The sequence below is a fragment of the Vibrio aerogenes genome (assembly GCF_024346755.1).
GTDB lineage: Bacteria > Pseudomonadota > Gammaproteobacteria > Enterobacterales > Vibrionaceae > Vibrio > Vibrio aerogenes.
Genome location: NZ_AP024861.1, coordinates 1,149,145 through 1,165,388 on the forward strand (window position 1 = coordinate 1,149,145; position 16,244 = coordinate 1,165,388).

The 16,244-nt window shown below is 46.3% G+C and carries 17 protein-coding genes; 13 read left to right on the forward strand and 4 right to left on the reverse strand.

Going from position 1 to position 16,244, the window contains the following annotated elements; genetic code table 11:
* The first annotated feature begins 37 nt into the window (after window positions 1-37).
* Genes OCV29_RS05285 through OCV29_RS05295 form a run of 3 tightly spaced genes read left to right on the forward strand, consistent with a single transcriptional unit; the run spans window position 38 to window position 4,880 of the window.
* Window positions 38-2,635 carry an AAA family ATPase gene (locus OCV29_RS05285; RefSeq protein WP_245796931.1) on the forward strand — a complete coding sequence of 866 codons (2,598 nt, stop codon included), beginning with the start codon at window positions 38-40 and terminating at the stop codon, window positions 2,633-2,635.
* Window positions 2,632-3,756, forward strand: coding sequence for a 5-methylcytosine restriction system specificity protein McrC (locus OCV29_RS05290; RefSeq protein ID WP_073604763.1), 1,125 nt, complete (start codon window positions 2,632-2,634; stop codon window positions 3,754-3,756). Before OCV29_RS05285 ends, OCV29_RS05290 begins: the two co-directional genes overlap by 4 nt.
* Window positions 3,753-4,880, forward strand: a complete 1,128-nt coding sequence (locus tag OCV29_RS05295; RefSeq protein WP_073604764.1) for an HNH endonuclease — start codon at window positions 3,753-3,755, stop codon at window positions 4,878-4,880. Before OCV29_RS05290 ends, OCV29_RS05295 begins: the two co-directional genes overlap by 4 nt.
* 64 nt (window positions 4,881-4,944) lie before the next feature.
* Here OCV29_RS05295 and OCV29_RS05300 read toward each other — a convergent pair whose 3' ends face one another.
* Complete coding sequence (locus OCV29_RS05300) at window positions 4,945-5,232, reverse strand: hypothetical protein (protein ID WP_073604765.1); 288 nt, start codon at window positions 5,230-5,232, stop codon at window positions 4,945-4,947.
* A gap of 231 nt (window positions 5,233-5,463) precedes the next feature.
* Between OCV29_RS05300 and OCV29_RS05305 the strand changes: the two genes are divergently transcribed.
* From OCV29_RS05305 to OCV29_RS05315, 3 genes are all read left to right on the forward strand, one after another.
* Window positions 5,464-5,691, forward strand: coding sequence for a hypothetical protein (locus OCV29_RS05305; RefSeq protein ID WP_139281637.1), 228 nt, complete (start codon window positions 5,464-5,466; stop codon window positions 5,689-5,691).
* 361 nt (window positions 5,692-6,052) lie between these two features.
* Entirely contained in the window at window positions 6,053-6,409 is a 357-nt protein-coding gene (locus OCV29_RS05310) for a DUF6516 family protein (protein WP_217653314.1), read from the forward strand.
* 1 nt (window position 6,410) lies between these two features.
* A complete protein-coding gene (locus OCV29_RS05315) occupies window positions 6,411-6,812 on the forward strand; it encodes an HVO_A0114 family putative DNA-binding protein (RefSeq protein WP_073604768.1) in 402 nt (133 codons plus the stop codon).
* Between the two features lie 216 nt (window positions 6,813-7,028).
* Here OCV29_RS05315 and OCV29_RS05320 read toward each other — a convergent pair whose 3' ends face one another.
* Window positions 7,029-7,415, reverse strand: coding sequence for a winged helix-turn-helix transcriptional regulator (locus OCV29_RS05320; protein ID WP_073604769.1), 387 nt, complete (start codon window positions 7,413-7,415; stop codon window positions 7,029-7,031).
* Between the two features lie 79 nt (window positions 7,416-7,494).
* Between OCV29_RS05320 and OCV29_RS05325 the strand changes: the two genes are divergently transcribed.
* Complete coding sequence (locus tag OCV29_RS05325; protein ID WP_073604770.1) at window positions 7,495-8,247, forward strand: SDR family oxidoreductase; 753 nt, start codon at window positions 7,495-7,497, stop codon at window positions 8,245-8,247.
* A 208-nt stretch (window positions 8,248-8,455) separates the two neighbouring features.
* Here the strand turns inward: OCV29_RS05325 and OCV29_RS05330 are convergent, their stop codons facing one another.
* Window positions 8,456-9,421, reverse strand: coding sequence for an NAD(P)H-binding protein (locus OCV29_RS05330; protein WP_073604771.1), 966 nt, complete (start codon window positions 9,419-9,421; stop codon window positions 8,456-8,458).
* A gap of 97 nt (window positions 9,422-9,518) precedes the next feature.
* On the opposite strand from OCV29_RS05330, the gene OCV29_RS05335 reads away from it, so the two are divergent.
* On the forward strand, window positions 9,519-10,421 hold the full coding sequence (locus OCV29_RS05335; RefSeq protein ID WP_073604772.1) for a LysR family transcriptional regulator: 903 nt from the start codon (window positions 9,519-9,521) through the stop codon (window positions 10,419-10,421).
* Between the two features lie 33 nt (window positions 10,422-10,454).
* Here OCV29_RS05335 and OCV29_RS23580 read toward each other — a convergent pair whose 3' ends face one another.
* Window positions 10,455-10,817 (reverse strand): GFA family protein, encoded by a 363-nt coding sequence (locus OCV29_RS23580; protein ID WP_306345608.1) that lies wholly within the window; start codon window positions 10,815-10,817, stop codon window positions 10,455-10,457.
* Between the two features lie 104 nt (window positions 10,818-10,921).
* Here OCV29_RS23580 and OCV29_RS05345 point away from each other — a divergent pair, with 104 nt between their 5' ends.
* From OCV29_RS05345 to OCV29_RS05365, 5 genes are all read left to right on the forward strand, one after another.
* Window positions 10,922-11,317 (forward strand): DUF2391 family protein, encoded by a 396-nt coding sequence (locus OCV29_RS05345; RefSeq protein ID WP_073604774.1) that lies wholly within the window; start codon window positions 10,922-10,924, stop codon window positions 11,315-11,317.
* Between the two features lie 327 nt (window positions 11,318-11,644).
* Window positions 11,645-13,027 (forward strand): heme anaerobic degradation radical SAM methyltransferase ChuW/HutW, encoded by a 1,383-nt coding sequence (hutW, locus tag OCV29_RS05350; protein ID WP_073604833.1) that lies wholly within the window; start codon window positions 11,645-11,647, stop codon window positions 13,025-13,027.
* Between the two features lie 182 nt (window positions 13,028-13,209).
* The gene (gene hutX, locus OCV29_RS05355; protein WP_073604775.1) at window positions 13,210-13,734 is read left to right on the forward strand and encodes a heme utilization cystosolic carrier protein HutX; all 525 of its coding nucleotides are present in this window, start codon (window positions 13,210-13,212) and stop codon (window positions 13,732-13,734) included.
* A 124-nt stretch (window positions 13,735-13,858) separates the two neighbouring features.
* Window positions 13,859-14,419, forward strand: a complete 561-nt coding sequence (gene hutZ, locus OCV29_RS05360; RefSeq protein ID WP_073604776.1) for a heme utilization protein HutZ — start codon at window positions 13,859-13,861, stop codon at window positions 14,417-14,419.
* Between the two features lie 181 nt (window positions 14,420-14,600).
* Window positions 14,601-16,244, forward strand: coding sequence for a TadE/TadG family type IV pilus assembly protein (locus OCV29_RS05365; protein WP_139281638.1), 1,644 nt, complete (start codon window positions 14,601-14,603; stop codon window positions 16,242-16,244).

Below are 16,244 nucleotides of genomic sequence, written 5' to 3' on the forward strand. Positions count from 1 at the left end.
ATTTAAATTAGTTAGGTCAGTGGCTGGGGATATTATTGTGATAAGTATAAATCAGGTTCAGGCATTGCTCAGAGCTCAAATCAATTTAAACAATCTGACTTTGAGTGAAAGTGAAATTATTGAAAGCGCCCAGAGAATACGGGACGTTATTGCCGGGGAAATGGAGTATCCCGATTGGGATACAAGAGATGAGATCATCGCAACTATTCAATTTGAAATCGCGAAAACAAGCAATAATGAATCCTTTATTGCATCAATGACTGATGAATTAATCTCATTGGCAAAAAAAGCTGAACGTTGTGGATGGTTTGTTGGTGCTATGTATGGAAAAGATGATCAGCTTCCCCGGTTTCTTGATGAAGGGATTTGGCAGAATGGTTATGAGGATAAGTATCTCGATTTAGTGCGCTCTATGGCCGTTGGAGACCGGATAGCCATAAAGTCTGCTTATACGAAAAAACGTAATTTACCTTTTGATAATCAAGGGCATTTTGTTTCTGTGATGGCGATTAAAGCTATTGGAACGATTGTCAGAAATATGAATGATGGGCAGACGGTTGAAGTTGAATGGGACAAAGCTTTCTCAGAACCACGTGAATGGTATTTTTACACGGGTAGAAGCACCATCTGGAAAGTCGATGATCATCATTGGATGAGCGAAGCGCTACTTGATTTTACTTTTGACAATAGGCCTCAGGATTATAAACGGTTTTGTGAAGCACCCTATTGGAAAGAGCGTTTTAGTCAGAATATTAAACAAGATACCCGCTTTAAATGGACTCGTTTTTATGAGGCCTTTGCATCAGCTTTACGCCAACATCAGGATAATCGTACGAAACTGACTCAATTTGTGACTAAACTTGCTGAAGAATTTGAACTGTCTTATATCCATGGAAAAAATCTAAAGGATATTTGTCCGTTTACCGTGATGGGAATTTTTAACCGGGGGATGACTGAGCAAAACCGGAAGGCAATTGCGGAAACGTTGGCCTTGTTTCTCGGGGTTGATGAATCATTGCCAGAATCCTTTGAGGGGATTCCTGTGCTGAATAATCAGAAATCATGGTTCTTTGCTGGTGAGCATGAGCGGCAAGATACTGATATTGATCATTTATGGTCTTTGTTTTCGGTTGCTCAGGACTTTTCAGATGAGCCCAATGATGAGAAGCAGCAATTATTTATCGACTTTTACAATAATGTCTCTGCTCAAAAAGGGGTTGGCTGGAACCTGTCGATGGGGCTTTACTGGATCCGGCCATGGCATTATTTACCTTTAGATGCGCAATCACGATCTTACTTTGCGTCGCTTGGTTTGAAGCTTGACAGAAATGGAGCAAAAGGAAGGTGTTCCGGTGCCGATTATCTGAAAGCCATGGAAGACTTAGACGCCAGATTTAATGAAGAAAAATTCCCAGTAAACAGTTTTCCTGAATTTTCTTTGAAAGCATGGCAAATACCTGTGAAACCAGAGGTGAAACCAGATAGCTGGAAGGCTTTGATTCTGGAGCGCATTAAAGCGTTATGTTGTGAACAGAACTCAGAAACATTTACCCGTGAACAATTTCATCACCGTTACCTTCCTGAATTAAAATCGCTTTTTCCTGAGAATAATTCACCAGATATGACGATAGATCGGCAGATGCAAATTCTGCGTGATGAACATATCGTTGGCTTTCTTGAAAGAGGGCAATATGAATGGTATGGATTTGAAGAAGAATCTGAACCATCAGCTAAACCAGAAGCTTTTGATAAATATTCCGTGGATGAAGTGATTCAGGATGGATGTTTTCTGGGTAAAAGAGAGATTACCGCACTTGTAAAACGTCTCAGGGATAAAAAGAATCTGATTTTGCAAGGAGCGCCGGGAACGGGTAAGACTTGGCTGGCGAAAAGACTTGCTTTCGCATTAATCGGTGAAAAACGAGAGAATCATGTAACAGCGGTGCAGTTTCATCCGAATTTATCATATGAAGATTTCATTCGCGGTTGGCGTCCGACAGGTGATGGTCAGTTATCTTTATGTGATGGGCCGTTTCTTGACGTTGTAAAACAAGCGAAAGAAGAGCCTCAGCAGACTTTTGTCATTGTGATTGAAGAGATTAACCGAGGAAATCCAGCTCAAATCTTTGGTGAAATGCTGACATTGCTCGAAGCCGATAAACGAACACCGAATGAGGCTCTGTCACTGAGTTATTCCAAAGATGGCGAAGAAAAGATTTTTATTCCCGGAAATCTTTATGTGATTGGCACCATGAATATTGCTGATCGCTCTCTGGCATTGGTGGATTTAGCTTTGCGGCGACGGTTTGCATTTATCAATCTGACACCTGCTCTGGGTGATACCTGGCGGCGCTGGGTGATGAAAGAAAATAATATTGATGAGAGTTTCCTCAGACAAATTGAATCCAGACTGATTGCTTTAAATCAGCAGATATCTGACGATCCGAAGTTAGGGAAACAGTTCCAGATTGGTCACAGTTATGTCACCCCTTCTTTTCACAATACGATCGAAGACCCAAACCAATGGTTTAAAGATGTAGTTGAGACTGAGATTTATCCACTCCTGGAAGAATATTGGTTTGATTCAATGACAGATGCGAAAAATGCAAGAAAAGCATTGTTAGAGGGTTTATGAGCCAAACCAGCAATGATCTCCGGGGCTATGTTGGAAAAATACCAGTGAGAAATCTGTGGCTGTTGATGCTTTATGCATCTGAGACGAGATTTCTTATTCCTCAGTTATCCAGTGATGAAATATCTGTTGATAATCCTGCAAATCTTATTGCAGAAGTATTGTGTGATTTGGTTAAACATCGGCTTAAGAAGAATTTATCCTCTGCTTTTGTCACTTCGGAACGGGAAGTTAACCGGGTTCGGGGCCGGATTCATTTGTTGAAGTCCGAACGCCGGATGTCATTGGCGAAAGGGAAAATTGTTTGTTCGTTTGATGAGTTGACTCTGGATTCAGAGCGTAATCGTTATATTCGTTCTGCATTAGATCGTTTGGTTTTGATGGCAGATAATAAACAGCTTTCCATGAAATGCCACTATCTTTCCCGTAGGTTTCAGGATATGGGAGTTAATGGTGTTGTTTCTCATGGTTATCGACCCAGTCGACAGGGATTTGCCAGACATGAGAGTGATGATCGTGAGGTGTTGGAAGTCGCAGAACTTGCTCACGATATGCATTTGTTAAGTGAATCCTTGGGAACCCAATTTCTCCCTTCACCTGATAAGCAGAGAAATTGGGTATATCGGATTTTTGAGAAAGCAGTTGGTGGATTTTATAAACTGAGATTATCCGAGAATGGATGGAACGTAAGAACAGGAACGAAATTAGATTGGAATATCTCCGCAGGAACAACTCCGGGAATAGAATTGATGCCAGCCATGAAGCTGGACATATTATTGGAAAATAAATCCCTTCAGAGACGTATAATCATTGATACCAAGTTTACAAATATCCTAAATAAAAATCAGTTTGGGAGCCAAAAGTTCAAAAGTTTGAATATTTATCAACTCTATAGCTATTTACTTTCTCAAGAGAAAAAAGAAGATAACTTATCATTATCTTCGTCCGGAATGTTGCTGTACCCATCAATTGGGGAATCATACGATGAGTTTGTAACAATGCAAGGGCATGATATCCGTTTTTGTACTGTTGATTTAAGTGAGAAAAGCGAGCTGATTATTGAGCGTCTATTACAGTTAGTACCTAACAGTACAAAACAAATTCCCCCTCCGAACCACCCATGACCCTCACCCACTACACCGATAAATTCAGTAACCTGAATATGAACACCAAAGACGGCCATAAAAGTCCGCATAAAGTATGTATGCTGCTGGCCGTGATGGAGTTGATCGAGTTTGGGGTGATCACAACCAACCGGATTGAGTTTGATGCACAACTCAAATCGGCTTTTACGTCTTATTTCAATCAGCGGCGGCGTGACAAAGACAGAGATACACCCGAGAATCCGTTTTATCATCTGAAAAGCGAAGGTTTCTGGCATCTGGCTTATCAACCCGGTGTGGACCCGGCAGCGGTCACTGGCTATTCGAAGAAGAATGTCTCTCATGCCTTTCTTGATGATGAGCTGTTTGCTTTTATGCAAAGCCCGATTACCCGCAATGATCTGAAAGATGCCCTGAATCAGAACTTGTCCGGTTTAGCCTTCTTGTATCGACAGTGGCTGGTGGATACGGGCCACCTGCCCGAAACCGTTGAGCAGTATGGCCGGGTGGTTGAACATGATTTGCCTCTGTGGTTACAACAACAGGAATTAACCGATGTGCCGGTGCTGGAAATCAAGTCTTTCCGGGCTTTTCATGAACTGGCGATGAAAATCAATCAGACACAGAAATCTCAGGTGAATGACTCCCATTCGTACGGCGTGTTTTCGGCAGTGATTCACTCTTATCTCGGTTTCTTGAAAGACTTCACACAGGTAGAGCTTCAGCAGGATGTCAGTCAGATTATGGGGGATCAGCATCTGAATGAAACAGAAAAAGAAATTCTGGTTAACACCCGCATGGGGCAGGGGACTTACCGCAGGCAATTGATCGACCTGTGGCAGGGGTGTGCTGTTACCGGCTATCGTAATACACAAATGCTGGTGGCTTCCCACATCAAACCCTGGCGGAAATCAACCCCGGATGAAAAACTTGATAAGTACAACGGCCTGTTGCTGTTAGCCAATCTCGACAAAGCCTTTGACCGCGGTTTTATCACCTTCGATTTACACGGCAAAATCATGATTGCCGGTTGTCTGGCATCTCCGCAAGTGTTGGGTATTCATGAAGAGATGTCCGTGGCTCTACTGCCGGAGCACCAGAAGTATCTTGGTTTTCACCGCGGGGAGTTGTTTAAAGGGCGTTGAGACATCAAAAAGGGACGTTTCATTTCGCCCCTTTGACATCATATCTATTAGAATCACGTTTGTTCTATGGACGGATAATCTCCGTGATATAGGCTTTTTCGCCGACGGGCTTGGTGATGTAAACCATCGCAGGTTCATTCTGAGCACCAGGATAGACGACTTTAGAATTACAGAAAAACTGGTAATTCATTCCTGCAATGACCTGAGAGGCAACAGCGACAGGCGAATAGACAACGCCCCGCAATCCACTGAGTGCTTCAACAAATGAAAGTTGCGCCATCTCATCGATTTCAGATGTGAATTCTGACCATCCGCCAACAACCGTAGTTGCTTGTTCTAGTGTTTCTGACATTGTGAGTTCTCCTTGGTTTTCGGGGCCGGAAATGACCAGCGCCGTGTTGTTTCAGAAACTTTAGCGGGCCGGGATGAGAGTGTCAGTATCAGTTCGGTATCAGTTCAGTCTCAGCATCTATTCACAGGCCCGGTCCGGACTGATTTCACTTTGTCATATTCTCAGGCTGGGAAAACTAAACAAATCCGCTATGATATTTCCCCTGACTTCCGAACAAAAAGAGTTTCCACGATGGTAAAGAAAGGAACGTCAAAAAAAAACCTTGAGATTGATATGGAAACCCTGCGGGCGATGAGTGACGGTGAGCCGAAAATGTATGAAAACGGCGTTGAACTACACCAACATGCGCCGCAAACGCTGGAAAGCTTTTATCAGCGGGTTAAAACACTGGCACAGGAAAACAAGTGCAAACGTAATATGTACCAGTTATTCAAGACCTGTTATGAGGCATATCTTTAGAGCTTTTGACCACCTGTGAGCTTTTTGAATATGGGTGGTCAAAAGGTGTTTGTAGCGCCTGTTCCAATAGCAATTGGATCAGGTGTGGTTCGCACCAGCCTTCACTGATTCCCTGAGCAATCTCACAGCTAGTGATGAAAATCAGGTGTTGCTCAGGTATGAAATAGTCAGACATAGTTCTCATTGATTGTTTTTCCTGAATGCGCTGGTGAAATCGCAGCTTTAATATCCGGCATTATTTATCGCAAATTCAGAGTGTTATTATGAAACCTGATGATTTCCGTATGCCAGTCTTCTGTTTTATTTTTCACGGAACCCGAAATGTGTTATGCTTGGGTCATAACTTGGTTTGGAGAAGCCGGTGAAGGGTTTAGATGTCTTGCTAAGTATGCATGGCATACACGTTCACCGGGATGATGGTTACTGGTGGAAAATCGAGGTATGGACGGTTCCGCCAACGAAAGAGCGGCCTCATGGCATTCGTTACAATATGACTCTGCACAATCAATTTAATAAAAGAGTGTTTGGTCTCGATAATGCACATGCGGTGAAAGCGCCTAAGCGTCATCAATCTCGTGGCAAAGGATATGAGTATGACCATTTACATCAGTCTGCAATTGATCAGGGAACACGTTATGAGTTTTCGGATTGTTATGCTTTATTGCAAGACTTTTTCTCCGGAATTGATGCAACGATAGAAGCAATTGAGAGGAAATAGCATGAAAGCAAAAATCGGTATTATGTCGGAATCACTGATTCGTTTCCGGTTACTGGCCATTGCACAGGGTAAATATGTTCCGGAGCCGGATGAGCCAAAAATTTGGTATACATCAGTGAATGCTGTTTCTCAGGTTTTAAGACCTGAGAATATAGAATTGCTCCGGTTGATTGATGCAGAAAAACCAGCCAGCTTAACTCAATTAGCCACACTGTCCGGGCGGGAAAAATCCAATTTATCCAATACCCTGAAAGCGTTGAGTGAGAAAGGGTTTGTCCGGATGGAGCAGTCAACAGGGCGTACATTAAAGCCCGTCGCACTGTTTACTGATTTTGAGATTATGACGGATTCAGCACTTGAACAGAAATTACGGCAGCTGATGACAGATAAGCCCGCAGCTTAAACATTCCTCCCTGAATGTTTCCCCTTTTCTTTTCAGAAAGCGAATACCCGATTCAAATAAACAAAGAAACAAAGGGCTAACCATCGCGACGACTTGAAGCTTTTCAGGACTGGAATCCTTAAAGCTTATCCTGACCTGCGCACTTTGAAGCTCACTGAAAGGAATTTTTGGTCTGTTTTAAAGTGGCTGTCCCCACAGCAACGTGGTGGTTCAGCGCTAATCAACGGCTGTGAATCGTTGCTCATTACCGGACAGCTCTGCTTTATGTTCTGTCATCCATCGGGCAAGAGAATCCAGGGTCGGTTTTAATGTCTTTCCCAATTTTGTGATCTGATATTCGACTCTTGGCGGCATCTCGGGGTAGACAGTTCTTGTGACCAGCCCCAGAGCCTCAAATGATCGTAGCTGTTTGGTTAACTCTTTCTGAGTGATGGAGCCGATGGCTCTTTGCAAAGCGCCAAAACGAATCACATCATCAGTCACAATGAGCCGGTACAAGATTGGAATTGCCCATTTACCTGAAATGATACTGACAAAATCAACCATTGGGCAGCCAGAGCCGGATTTTACAGAAATATCTGTACTTTTCTCTTTAGTATCCATTTGGTACCTACTTTATTATTGATACTTTTGTGTTTGATAATGAGTGTTTTCCAGTTAAATCACAAGAGAGGAAATACGAATGTCACAAAGAATGTTCAATAAATATGCATTGATTACCGGTGGAACTGGTGGAATTGGGCTGGAGACAGCACATCAGTTTCAGGAAGAGGGAGCAAAAGTCATTGTCACCGGACGAAGTTCAAAGGGTATAGAACATGCCAGACAGCGATTAACAGACGCTGCTGTATTTATCAAAAATGATGCCTCTGATTTGGCTCAGCAAAGAGAGCTGGCTGCCAGTCTTATTTGCCGGATACCCCGGTTAGATGTGTTATATATCAATGCCGGAGATGTGACACATCAACCACTTGAAGCCTGGGATGAGGCGGGCTTTGATCAAGTGATGGCAACCAACTTAAAAGGTCCGTTTTTCTTGATTCAGTCTTTATTGCCTCTGCTGTCGGACTCAGCATCAATTATTTTATGTGGTACGGTTTCTGCTCATATTGGTTTAGCCCAGAGTAGTGTGTATGCAGCCAGTAAAGCGGGTTTAATTTCTTTAGCGCGAACATTATCCGGAGAACTCAAACACCGGGGCATTCGGGTAAACGCATTGAGTCCGGGGCCGACACAGACCGATGCATTTGATAAATTTGGTTTACCGGAAGCTGAAAAAAATGAATTAATAGAACAGGTGAAAGATCTTGTTCCGTTAAACCGGATGGGGAAACCAACGGAACTGGCAAAAGCCGCTGTATTTATGGCTTCAGATGAGTCCTCATATATGTTGGGTTCTGAGTTGTTGATTGATGGTGGCGTCGGAAATCTGTAATTAAATTTAGCTGTGCACTTTAATGAATTTACTGTTTATGCATTTACCGGATTCGATGAGGGTTGTTCCGTCCATTATCGCCATGGACGGCGATAAAAAGCGTTCTGGAACCCCTCGTTCCCACGGTCTCCGTGGGAATGCATACCAAGCAGCGCAGGGATGCGCTGCTTGGATCAACAAGATTTGATGCCACATCAAGTGCCATACTTCAAATCCGATCCGTAAGACTGAGCAACGTGTCCTCCACTGCCTGTGCCAGCGGTGTATGCGGTTCTGTGCCTAATAACTCAATCAGTCGCCGGTTACGCATTTGTGCGCTATGGCGCCACAAATACCGAACTTCGCTGATTTCCCGCATGGTCTGACTGAAAGGGGACAGTAACCGGAATAACCACCAGGGAAAGGGTTTAATGCCGGGTTGATTACCGCTGTGTTTTGCCATCAGTTTACCAATGAGATGCACCATGTCTGTCCCGCTGATATCCTGATGGCCTGCCATATGAATATTTTCAAACGGTTTTAACTGAGTGCGGATTTCCAGCAAGCGAACGATCGTTTCTGCCACATCCGGCAGATAAGACCACTGATGACTGATACCGGGCATTGCCGGATTCAGCAGCGTTTTAGCCGGGTTGCGGCTGGCAAGCAGTCCCTGAGAAAACCAGTTATTGCCCGCATCCGGGCCAAAAAAATCCCCGGCCCGGACGACGATGACCGGGTTGCCTTGTTTTGCGCAGGTTTTTAAGCGTTGCTCCATTTGCACCCTGAGCTGCCCTTTACGGGTATTTGGGTGTTGTGGGGTATCTTCGTCAATCACCGGGAAGGCATCCGGACCATAGTTATACAATGTGCCGGGTAAGACAATCGTTGCCCCGGCCTGCTTTGCGGCCTGAATGGTATTTTCAAGCATTGGCAGCACCAGTCTGTCCCAGTTTTTGTAACCGGGTGGGTTGACGGCGTGAATGATAGCGGAACATCCCCTCGCAGCCTTGCAGACATCCCCGCATTTCATTGCATCGCCGGTGATGGGGTGAATATTGTCTGAAGGGATTGATGGTTGATTTTCCCGGCGGGCGAAGGCGTTGACCTGCCAACCTGATTCAAGCATTTGCCGGGTGACAGCCTGTCCGATGCCGCCATTTGCGCCCACGACTAGTGCGGTTTTCTGTGTCATGGTCATTTCCTCCGTTTGTGTGAAACACGCTCTAGTCTAAGCACGGCGTCAGTAAAATAAAATTGACTAAAATAATGGTTCTGCTATACAAAAATGTATGACTAATGAAATTAACTGGGAACTCTATCGTTCCTTTCTTTGGGTGATACAGGAAGGATCTTTATCCGCTGCTGCCCGAGCCTCGGGGGTGACTCAGCCGACGATTGGCCGGCATATTGCTGCACTGGAAAAAGCATTCAACCGCACGCTGTTTATCCGTTCGCAGGGCGGGCTGGTTCCGACCCGTGAGGCGTTGGTATTGCGACCGCATGCTGAAGCGATGGCGAACTCGGCCGCCGCACTGTCGCGGGCGGCCTCTGTTGACGAACAGCAGTTGAAAGGCGTGGTACGGGTGACAGCCAGCGATGTGATTGGGGTTGAGGTTTTGCCGCCGGTGCTGGCAGCTTTGCGGAAAGATTATCCGGGCGTGGTGGTTGAGCTGACTCTGTCCGATCGGGTACATGATCTGTTGTTGCATGAAGCGGATATTGCGGTGCGGATGGTTCGTCCGCAGCAGCTTCAGCTGATTTGCCGCTCGGCGGGCTGTATCGGGTTAGGCTTTTATGCCAGTCATGACTATATTGCCCGTCATGGCATGCCGGCTTCAGAAGAGGAGCTACAACAGCACAGCTTCATTGGTTATGATCAACCAACGGCATTTATCCGCAATACGCTGAAGCAGTTTCCTCAGCTTGAAGTGCCTGAATTTCATCTCAAAACAGACAGTAACGTTGCGCAACTGGCAATGATTCGGGCTGGTGCCGGGATTGGTATTTGTCAGACACCTTTAGCCCGGCAATCCCGGTTGGTGGCTATCCTGCCAGAGCATTTTTCTATGCACATGGAGGCCTGGATTACCATGCATGAAAACCTGCGACAGAATCAGATCTGCCGGGTGGTCTTTGATGCGCTGGCTGAAGGCGTCGGGGCTTATTGCCGGCAGGGCATCGTTACAGAGTGATACCCATATATGGGTATCAACCCGTTCCGGACTTTAATCCATTCCGGCACCGATTGTTGCCCGGACCGGAATACCGGTGGGGTCAAAGTTATCGAGACAATATACATTGATTCCGTAAAAGTCCGGCGTAACCCGCTTGCGGTGAAACGGATAAATACCGCAGGTCCTGCAAAAGTAATGATGGGCGGTATGGGTGTGAAACTGATATTCAGTCAGTTGCTCTTGTCCGGAGATGAGTTTGAATTTTGATTCATGAACCTTCACCATCAGTGCGTTCTTTTTGCGACAAATGGAACAGTCACAAGTTGTGAGTTCAGGAAAATCAGTGGTGATATGAAAAGTAATTTGGCCGCAGTGACATGAACCTGTATAAGTTTTTTCTTCCATAGTCATCATCCCTTTATTCCAGCTCGGTTTTCTGCTGAGATGGTAACTATAAACATATAGATATAAGTCAACAAAATATTTTTCAATGCTCAGTCAATCAAAGGAAAGCAACAGTGAAAATCAGTTTTAATATGGAAGATGCCGGACAAATATTTGTCGGTGCGTTCGCGCTGGCAGTACCGGTCGCATTTTCAGAAGAAGCATGGCAACTGGGGAAAGTGTTGCCTTTACCTAATTTATTGATGTTACTGGGTTTATCAATACTGTTTCTTGGGATTTACACATACCAGAGTGTTTTTCAAAGAGATATTGCCGGACGACTGACGATGTTTATTGCCCGGATTGTGATTGCTTATCTGATGACGGCTCTGGTGGTCGCGCTGGTGTTGATTTGTCTGGATAAATTCCCAATCTGGACAGAGACGGCGACGTCATTGCACCGGGTGATTGTGATTTCCATGCCAGCGTCGATGGGGGCGATCGTTGTGGACAGTTTTGATAAAGAATAAGTGACCGGGGACAAGTCAGCAGTGTATCCGGCAGGCTGTAGCTTTTTATTGACAGTGGGCTTGAACTGCATCCGAAACGTAGCCTGCCGCCGAAGCTATGCCGTAAAAACCATACAATGACGCACTATCATTCCCTTCATTCAAATAAAGTGGTCCGAATATACTCAGGCAACCTGCATCTTCAGGTTGTTTAGGTATATTAATAATTATTAAGTTTAATGATGATACGTATCAATCTCATTTACTCCCTGAAAAGGGGTCAATATGATCAGCCAAAATTCACGAGAATCATCTGTTGAGATTCTCAGATTAAATAGTGTGGTTGATATGATAAATATTGATTTTGATGATGAAACGCTGACCGGAACCCATTCGTCAGACCCATTGCGACATGCATTTTCACGTAAGAAAAGCGCTCATGCCGGTATGGCTGGTGCGCCGGTGCCGTTTCCGGATATTCAGCGAACCGTGACTGAAGCACTTTCAATCCGGGCTCCGGAAAATAAGAACCGATGCCTCTACATTCATATTCCCTTCTGCCGGGTGAGATGTACTTATTGTAATTTTTTCCAGAATGCGTCCAGCCAGCAACTGGTCGACAGTTACTTTGCTGCACTGTTGCAGGAGCTGGAATGGAAGGCCTCGTTTGCGTGGTCTCAGTCAGCACCTTTTCAGGCGGTATACATCGGCGGCGGTACGCCGAGTGATTTAAGCCCGCAGCAAATCAGACAGCTGGCGCAGCATATCAAGCGTTTATATCCGCTGGCACCTGATTGCGAAATCACCCTCGAAGGGCGGTTGAACCGCTTTGATAATGAGAAATTTGAACATGCCCTTGAAGGAGGCATTAACCGCTTTTCATTTGGGGTACAAAGTTTTGATACCACGGTGCGCAAAGCGGCCCGCAGACTTGACTCACGGGATTACCTGTTGGCACGGATCTCAGCACTGACCGGTTACAATGCTGCACCCATTGTGCTCGATTTGTTATACGGCCTGCCGATGCAGACGCTCGACATTTGGCATGATGACCTGCGTGATTACCTGGCGTCCGGTGCCGATGGTGTTGACTTGTACCAGCTGATTGAAATGCCAGGCATACCGCTTGAAAAGAAGGTAGCTCAGGGCAAACTGCCACCGGCAGGGTCAACGCAGCTGAAAGCCACCATGTATGAAACCGGCAGCATTTTTATGGCCCGTCATCATCAGAAAAAGCTCAGTATCAATCACTGGGCATCCACCAACCGGGAAAGAAGTCTGTATAACTCGCTGGCGAAAACCAGTGCAGATGTTTTACCGGTTGGCGCCGGTGCCGGCGGTCATCTGGCCGGGTTACAGCTGATGCAGTTCAGAAAACTGGAAGATTATATGCAGGCGATCGGTAACCGGCAGTTCCCGATGGGCATGATCTTTCGTGAAACACCGGCAGCCGGGATTTTCGCTGAGATAAAATCCGGGATGGATCAGGGTGTACTGTCCCGGTTACGGCTGGATGAGGCTGCCGGTCGCGATTTATTTGCCCGGCTGATGCCGCTGTTTCAGGTCTGGCAGGAGAATGGCCTGGTCAGTATTGAGGGCGATTATCTGACGTTAACCTTAGCCGGGCAGTTCTGGGCGGTGAATCTGGCTCAGGGCATGATTGATGTCATGAGTTCAGGAGCCCGGCCACAGCATGCGCCGGGTGGGATGAAAGTCCCGGTTTCCGGCTGATGTCATCTCAGACAACCTGAATCATTTGTCTTCAGATTGCCTGGGTATATTAACAAATATTAATAAATTCGGAGGCCAGATAATATTGTGAATCATTCTCATCTTTATTACTCTCGCTTTTTCCGGGTTGAACCGGAAAGACCAGCTTCAGGTGCTGGCGGATGTAAAACAGGGAAAACAAGATGAATACACTGAATGAACAGGTTGTGCAGATACTAACGCAGGAACCACAGACGCTTCCCGCTGACATAGCAACAAAGCTGAATGTCAGCGAACTCGAGGTATTACAGGCATTTCCGTCGCAGTCTGCCGTGGTGATCTCCGGCGATCATGCCCGGGATTTGCTGCACGAAATTGCAGGCTGGAAAACGGATGTGACTGTGATTGTTCAGTCCGGCGGCTCAATTTTTGAAGTGAAAGCGCCACTGCCGGAAGGGAAGTTTGCCCGCGGTTATTACAACTTAATGGGGCAAACCGGGCAGTTGCACGGGCATTTAAACCTGGACAATATTGCGCATATTGCATTGGTCAGTAAGCCCTTTATGGGCAAAGAGAGCCATTACTTTGGTTTTCTGGATGCGCAGGGTGACAACATTTTTAAAATTTATCTGGGCCGGGATGCGCAGCGCAATCTGTTGCCCGGTCAGGTTGAAACGTTTCAGGCACTGAAACACAGCTTTGTCTCAGAGCCGGATCAATCTTACTAAACCCTGCACCTTCAGGTTGTTTGGGTAAATCAGGTCCGGAAAACTGATGTATGCGGTGAAAACAACATAGGGTCAAAGAAGCCCGTCCCGCTGACAATAAATCCTTACAGGAGAAAGTAACGCCATGGATACACAAGAAAAACAGCACAGGCTGCAACAGCGGCTGGTGCCGGAAATTCAGGAATTTCGCAGCCGGTGTCAGACTTTACAACTGGCAACAACCGATGAGCAACATGATCCTCATGTCAGTTATGCGCCATTTGTCTATAACGAAGCAGGTTATTTTGTGCTGATTTCACTGGTTGCCCGTCATGCCCGGAATTTGCAGGTGAACCCGCAGTTATCGATGATGATGATTGAAGATGAAACCAGCTCGAAGCTGCTTTATGCCCGCAAGCGTCTGACTTTCAGCGCAACCGCCAGTCTGGTTGAGCGTGACAGCCCGCTGTGGGAACGGGTGATCAGCCAGTTAAACGAACGCTTTGGCAACATCATTGAGAATCTGAGCCAGATGAAAGACTTTAAGCTGTACCAGTTAACGACGGCACAAGGTTTATATGTGAAGGGATTTGGTCAGGCTTATCAGGTCTCGGATGATGATTTGATTGATCTGGTTCATCTTGATCAGGGACACCAGCCCATGAAAGCGCTGAAAGATTTTCCGGAGCTGTCAAAACCGGAATAATCCCGCTGATATTATTTATGGGCTCAAATGAGTCCGTCACCTTTTTGCTCCCGTTTTTGTATTTTCACGGTAAATATTAACGAATATTAATAAATCAAATCTATCAATCTTATTGAGAATGCTTATCATCATCATTAGTGACTATGGAGTGATGTGGTTGAACAACCCGATATGAAGTGTGATGTTATTTGTGTGTTTTAATTCAATGATGAAACGGGCTTGTGCCAGGCTCTGTCAGCGTAAACGGTTCTGTCAGAGTAAACGGTTGTGGCAACGGTTTGGTTGTGATCAGTCCGGGTCAGTCATGCCATTTACGGTGCTGGTTTTTGCCGGCGTATTAGCTGCGATTGCATATAGCCTGGATACCACGCGAACCGTCCATAGTCTGTCGCAGGTTAAGCGGGCAACAGACTCAGCAGCAATGGCCATTGGCTATAAAGAGGCAGCCAACAGTAATGAAAGTGATTCCGGTGAGCTGCGTGAGCTCGCCAGCCACTATATTCAGTTTAATCTTGGGCTGGACAGTGCGCTGAAGCAACAGGTGGATCAGGAATCGGTGCAGGTGCTCAAATCCGTGAAGAAATCGGGTGCGGTGACTTATCAGGTCTCGGTGAATGTTGTGGCCGAAGCGCCGGTACTGGGCGCAGAATCTCAGGATAAAACGATCTCATCGACGGTGGAGGTGATGTCCCGCCCGACGGAAGTTTCGCTGCTCCTGCCAAATACTGTCAGTGAAAGCGAGAGCGATATCTCGGCTCTGCGCCGGTTAGGTTATCAGTTTGCGCAGCAACTGATTGAGCCGGATGACGATGAAAGTTCCGGCCGTGAGGATGAGAAGAAACGCTGGCTTTCTCTGGTTCCGTATAGTCAGTCGGTGAATGTATATGATGCAGAAGACCCGCAAAGAATTGACCGCTGGGCTTCATTTGGCAGCCTGATGCCACCAGAGCTGAGTAGTTTATTCAGCAGCGGCCAGATCAGCAGCCTTGCTGATCCCCACTTTCCGGACCGGATTGCTCATTTACTGTGTATGTACCGCGGACTGGACCAGGGAGAGAACTATTTCTGGGATCGTCCGCCAACCGGACAATTTGGGGTGTATTACCGCCATGACCTGCCGGAAAACGGCAGTCCCGGTGCGGATCCGGTTTCATGGGTTGGCCCCAATCCGGATCTGTGGCCGGATGCCGCTTCTGCCATTGATACGCGCTATATTGTTGCCGATAAGGGGTGTCCGAATGCGGCACTGCTTCCGCTGACAAATGACCTGGATAAAATTGATCAACGGCTCGATGAAATGTCGTCCCGGTTTAATACCAATTATGCCATAGCCATGGGGTGGGCGGCTGCCAGTTTGTCGCCGCAGATGCAGGGATCCGCCGGATGGGGTGATGCTGAACTGCCGCTGTCATTCCGTTCTGATGATCAACACTATAAAGCGATTGTGATGCTCGCCAATACCACCGGAACCTGGTTTGACACCGATAGTTATAACTTCAGCCGGGATGCGCAGGCCGGGCTTTCCGGCACTGCTGATGCGAGAAACCGGGCCAGACAGCGCTTTGTCGATTTATGCCGGAGCTTCCGCCATCGTTATCTTCATTTTTATTTTATTGGTGTGCGTCCGGGAGATCCGGATGACTATGGCCGCGTCCTGTTTGATCAGGTGGCTGGCCCCGGTTTGCAGATATGCACACAGGGAAAAGACAATATGCATTTTGTTGACGCGACGGGCTTCAGTTCAGGAGAGCCGTACGTCAAAAAAGCACTGAAAGCGATCGCTGAGGATATCCGGCGTAATGACTACGTCCGCCTCATCAGATAG